This is a genomic window from Nostoc sp., assembly GCF_036917355.1.
Classification (GTDB): domain Bacteria; phylum Cyanobacteriota; class Cyanobacteriia; order Cyanobacteriales; family Nostocaceae; genus Nostoc.
Window position 1 is genome coordinate 1 of the sequence record NZ_JBALDP010000055.1, and the last position, 5,703, is coordinate 5,703.

Genomic DNA, 5,703 nt, shown 5'->3' on the forward strand with positions numbered 1-5,703 from the left:
TACCTATTTGCCCAAAAAACCATCGATCGATATTTACCCAAAAGACTTACCTGCACTGCCTCCTGCTATTTTTTAGTTCCGTCGAACTCACGTTACTTTAACAAAGTTAGCAGATAACATTCAAGTAGCTATCTATTAAATCATAATTTGCTCTCACGAGCTTGCCTTTCCCAAACAATTTTGGGCTGACAGACTACCAGATACTCATGTTTGAAGTAGATTGTGAGCTAAAATTTTATTTTTTAGTTCAAGTCCTAGTAATATTCAAAACTGACCTGAACATAGATTTTTATTTGCGCTAGTGTACACAGTTTCTAACAATTATTAGTGAACTTCATAATTCACTCAAGAGCAAATTAAAAATACCGTAGAAAAGAAACAACAAACACAAGAACAACTATTAATTCTCGATTTTAGATGTTTGGAATGTATTAATTTGACTTCTATTAACTAAACGCTTTGCTTTTCCTTCACTACGAGGTAAGCTTTGTGGTGGCATCAACTTGATTTTAGCAGCTATCCCTAAACGGTGTTCAATATTAGATACTAATTGCTGCTCTAGCTCAACAAGTAAAGTTTGTTTTTGCCAAACTGAATTAGAAACTTCAACCCAAATTTCAATACTATCAATTAAGTTGATATTATCGTCAATCACAATCTGGAAATGAGGTATCATCTCAGGCGATATTAATAGCACATCTTCAATTTCTGTAGGAAATAAAGTTTTATTTTCTATTCTAATTAAGTCATTAATACGACCTTTAACACGATCCATCCGAATCAGAGTTCGACCACAAGCACAAGGTTCATAAAATAGGCGTGTAATATCACCAGTTCGGTAGCGAATCAGGGGAACAGCCTCTTTAGTAATAGTTGTTAATACAAGTTCTCCATATATTCCCTCTTCCATTTGTTCCCCTGTTTCTGGGTTAATAATTTCAGGAATAAAGTGATCTTCATAAATATGCAGACCAACTCGATGAGGACACTCATGAGCTACCCCAGGGCCAATCACTTCGCTTAATCCATAAGTATTATAAGCTACCATATTCCAACGTTTTTCGATGTCATCTCGTAAAGCTTCACTCCATGATTCAGCGCCAAAAATCCCGGCAGCAACAGACAATGAACGTAAATCGATACCTTCGTTTTCTGCTACTTCACTAATAGTGTATATGTAGCTAGGGGTACTCAATATAATGCCACTGCTAAAATCTTGTAAAAGTGTTAAATTCCGTTGGGGTGAAGAGCCAGAAGCAGGAACTACTGTAGCACCAATGCGTTCAATACCGTAATGAAAGCCAAGCCCACCAGTGGCAAGACTGTAACCGTAAGTGTTCTGGACGATAATTCCAGGTTTTGCACCACTAGTTGCTAATGCTCGTGCCGTTAGTTCTGACCATAAGTTTAAATCGTTATGAGTATAACCAACAACTGTCGGTTTGCCAGTAGTACCAGAAGAGGCATGAAGTCGAAGAATTGAATCCATTTGGACTGCAAACATTCCAAATGGGTATTGGTTGCGTAAGTCAGCTTTGGTGGTAAAAGGAAGCAGGGAAATATTTTCTACAGACCGAATATGACTAGGATGTATGCCAACAGCATCAAGCTTTTGTTTGTAAAAGGGTATGTGTTCATAAGCTCTTTCTACACATCTTATTAGTCGATTTTTCTTTACCTCACATAATTCTTCGCGTGGCATGGATTCATACTTGCGATTCCAGATGTATGGTTCAAGAGCTAATTTATTCATCGTCCTTAGAAAAGGTTTTAACAGTGAAATTCCGCATAGAATATCATTTTCGTAAGAAAAAAGACAAGGACAGTTAAGACAGTTAAGGAAATATTTCACAGTTTTTTTAAATGTTGGCTAGTCAGGATTTGATAGAGTTCTAGGCTCACGCTTATTCCCCAGCTCCCCCAGCTTCAACTACGCAAGAACAGTATGAGACATTGGTGACTGTAATCCTTATAGATAAAGCTTTGAAGCCAGTAAGAACTAGCATTGCTTAATCTGACTTTTCCCGTTAAGTCTTGAAAGGCTTACCAACAAAGGATTTGAGAAACAGCACAACAGATACTGTACAGTAATGGAAATTGGGTGCTAAAGGTGACTAGCAATGCTGGACTGGTAGGAGAAAAATTTTGCAACCATAGAACTGGGCGATAAGCCTGACGGCATGGCTACGCTTACCGCCGATTGAATGAGCGTGCAATGTCAATCGGGTATGCTCTAAGTCTGGGATTCGGTAAAGCACTGTCAGAAGTTTTTAGTAGTGGAACCGTACTCAAGAGAGCTTATGAGCTAGTGTGGTAAAACTTACTAGAGAAGACGACTCTCTAAATTAGCCAAGTAACCCTTGGGGTCTCTGCGAAATCGATATTGTTCAATTCTGGCTTTATGGTGTTTTTTCATTTGAGAGCGTAATTCGAGCCAAGTATGAATATCAACTTGTGCTAAATCAGATGCGGTAAAAGAATGAAGTTTAGTAGCGATTGCACAGGCAAGTTTGACAGAACCACGAATAACAAGGGATGAGGGGGCAACTTTACGACCAGTACAACGACGTTGATGATGACGTAACATACCAAAAGCATGTTCTAAGTCATTATTAGTTCGGGGAAAATCTTCAATTTCGTAACAATCAAAAAGTCCAGACCAGTAGTTATGGGTGGTTTTTATAAAGTTATCTATTACGGTATTGAGTGTACCAGATTTCTGCAATTGAGAGGACATTTCTGTTAATAGTTCTTGATAACTTTGTTTAACTCCAGCAGCATCAAGACCTATTTTATTATTGAGAATGTTACTAGCTTTATCAACCCACTGATATGCAAATATAACAAGTGAAAATAAAGATCAGTCGCAGATAATCCCTTAGCTATCAGGTGTTTTAGGTTGACTGCATGTGGTGGTAAAGCACTTTTTTTCCATCCTTTCTAAGCTTTGCTCTATCAACGTCAAATTTTCTTGTAACTTTAATCCAGATGCCTTTAACGGTGGATGACCATCATTGGTTATAGAACTACGCACTACCGAGCAATAATCTTCAATAATAGTTGCCAAATCCTTATCTTGATTGGTAACACTACGTTCAATGTCTCGTAATCCTCTTACTTTTTTTTTCAATTCCTTTTTTGCATGTCGATCCGCCTCATATATGGGTTTAATTGCCTCCTTCAGGTAATGATAATGACATAAACCATGAGCAATACTAAGTAATGCTAACCTAACAGCTTGTGCGTTTTGATTGTTGTCCATCACTAACAACGCCATCAATTGGTACATTTAAGGTATTAGTTACTTCTAATAATAACGCCACTAAATCTTCGTTTCTTGATGATAATAAGGTTTTAGCTAGTATTATTTCTCCTGATAAGCAATCTCGAATTACCCATAATACCTCATGTCCAATTTCTGGCTGCATCCCATCAATAGCTAATATCACCCGTCCTTGATTTTTAAATATTGCTTTTAACCTTTTATGGTCTTTTAGCCACAAAGAAAGTAACTCATCATATCTGTCAATGAGGTGCGTGACCGTTCGTTGACTTATACATATACCCTTTTATTCCAGGTGAGTGTGTATTTCGGGAACACTTCTATGTTCTTGGTACCGTAATGCTCCTATATAAGCAACCACATCCAAACCAAATTCGTTCTGTGGTAGAGCGAGTGACCCTTCTTGCTCTGGTCAATATGCTTTTTTATACCGCAGACATGACTGATTTTGACATCGACGAATTTTTAGCTGTAGTTCTACTACCCCATTTAACGTTCTTATATATCGAGGATTATTGTATTCATTCCACATTGCTTGACCGCACGAGGGGCATTTTTTTTGAACACAATCGAGTACTTCAAACGATGTTGCCTCTGGTTTTAAACTTTTTCTTGCCAAGTTTTTGCACCATTATTTCGCTACAAGGTTAAGATTACAGGATTTCCACTCTTCTCTAGTAAGTTTTGCCACGCTAGGCTTTTAGTAATTTTCCCCATATTGCATTGTAAGGATGTACAATCTTTGCCGGATGTCCATTTTGAAAGATCGGCCTGCCTTCGTTTGCCCACTGAAAAATTCCACCATTTAAGTTATAAATGCACTTCATCCCGGCTTCATCAAATTTTTGGACTAATTTTGCGCTTCGGTAGCCAACAGCACAGTACACAACAATTGGTCTATCTTTTGAAACTGTTGCAACTGCTGCTAAGTCCTCTGTGAGAGGATCTATGCGTACTGCTGTTTCGATATGGCTTACTGCATACTCAGCTTGACTTCGTGCATCTAGCACTAATGGACGAGGCTTTGGAGAATCTGATAGTAATTGAGCTAATTGGTTACAATTAATTTCCTCAACAGTAGGAAACTGAAATCTAATCAGAAGTTTAAGAAAGTTAAAGGTGAGCGATCGCACTTGTGAAAAGACTCTCTGGTTGAGAAACAATACTAACGGGGGCTGTGTTTAATATTTAATAGTAAAAAACGATCGAAGAATAAGCGATCGCATTGGCATCAACTCTCCAAAACAAACAGATAACTCATCAAGATTAGCTGATTTGCAAGTAAATATACTTATAATAATTACAGCATTTACTAATCACCTGCGATGATTTATGGCAATTCTTCAACTGATTGAACCCGAAGTTAAAAATCTGGGTGGTTTTTCTGCCCGCCGCAGTTTGCCATATCCTAATCGCCAAACGGTTGGGCCGTTTATCTTTTTCGATCATCTTGGCCCGTCCGTTATGCCCCCCAATCAAGGCATTGATGTCCGACCACATCCTCATATTAATCTGGCAACGGTAACTTATTTATTTGATGGTGCTTTGATACATCGCGATAGTTTGGGTACTGTGCAAGAAATCCAACCAGGTGCAGTCAACTGGATGATAGCGGGAAAAGGGATTGTCCATTCAGAACGCTCACCTGACTTTGACCGTCACCAAGAAGCTACTATTCATGGCATTCAAACCTGGGTCGCCCTGCCTGTTGAACACGAAGAAACCGAGCCAACGTTCATTCACTATCCGGCTGACATCCTTCCCACTTGGGAAGAGAATGGCGTTATCATCAAACTTATTGCTGGGCAAGCATTTGGCTATACCTCACCTGTAAAAGTTCTCTCACCTATTCTCTATTTAGATGCAGTGTTACCTGCCAACACCCACTTCACTATCCCTACAGATTATTCACAAAGGGCAGTATACAGTGTCACGGAGGGATTGAGGATTAACGATCAACCGATGGAGCAATATCGTCTAGCTATTCTAGAGCCAGGCGACCGGGTTGAGGTTTCTGCTACAGCTGCTGCTCGATGTATTGTTATTGGCGGTGAGCCGTTAGGTACACGCTACAAATGGTGGAATTTTGTCTCTAGCCGACCAGAGCGAATAGAGCAAGCTAAAGCCGATTGGCGCGACTCTCGTTTTGCTAGCGTGCCAAATGAAACAGAGTCTATTCCACTGCCAGAAGTGGTAACAGAAGCTAATCCTTTTTCATAAGTGTGTCACACTTCAAGGCTCACTACCTCGCTTTAAGATGGCCTTTAACCCAAGTTGCCAGTTATATCATGTCCGGATAAATAGTTATGATTCTCACAGTCATTGCACCCCACCCCCAACCCCTCCCCGCAAGCGGGGAGGCAGGGTGGTTTCATACAACGAGAGAAAAATAATAATGATTTATAGAGGGTGGAGAAAAA

The 5,703-nt window shown here is 39.4% G+C and carries 4 protein-coding genes and 1 pseudogene; 2 read left to right on the forward strand and 3 right to left on the reverse strand.

Annotated elements, in window-relative coordinates; translation table 11 throughout:
* Window positions 1–400: 400 nt before the first annotated feature.
* Window positions 401–1,753 (reverse strand): phenylacetate--CoA ligase family protein, encoded by a 1,353-nt coding sequence (locus V7K53_RS15880; RefSeq protein ID WP_335198469.1) that lies wholly within the window; start codon window positions 1,751–1,753, stop codon window positions 401–403.
* 462 nt (window positions 1,754–2,215) lie between these two features.
* On the opposite strand from V7K53_RS15880, the gene V7K53_RS34055 reads away from it, so the two are divergent.
* Window positions 2,216–2,317 (forward strand): IS4/Tn5 family transposase DNA-binding protein, encoded by a 102-nt coding sequence (locus tag V7K53_RS34055; RefSeq protein WP_442940495.1) that lies wholly within the window; start codon window positions 2,216–2,218, stop codon window positions 2,315–2,317.
* A gap of 6 nt (window positions 2,318–2,323) precedes the next feature.
* Here the strand turns inward: V7K53_RS34055 and V7K53_RS15885 are convergent.
* Both V7K53_RS15885 and V7K53_RS15890 read right to left on the reverse strand, forming a co-directional pair.
* Window positions 2,324–3,815 (reverse strand): annotated as a pseudogene (locus V7K53_RS15885) (ISNCY family transposase).
* A 160-nt stretch (window positions 3,816–3,975) separates the two neighbouring features.
* The gene (locus V7K53_RS15890; protein ID WP_335198470.1) at window positions 3,976–4,446 is read right to left on the reverse strand and encodes a rhodanese-like domain-containing protein; all 471 of its coding nucleotides are present in this window, start codon (window positions 4,444–4,446) and stop codon (window positions 3,976–3,978) included.
* 169 nt (window positions 4,447–4,615) lie between these two features.
* Between V7K53_RS15890 and V7K53_RS15895 the strand changes: the two genes are divergently transcribed.
* A complete protein-coding gene (locus V7K53_RS15895; RefSeq protein WP_335198471.1) occupies window positions 4,616–5,503 on the forward strand; it encodes a pirin family protein in 888 nt (295 codons plus the stop codon).
* Window positions 5,504–5,703 lie beyond the last annotated feature (200 nt).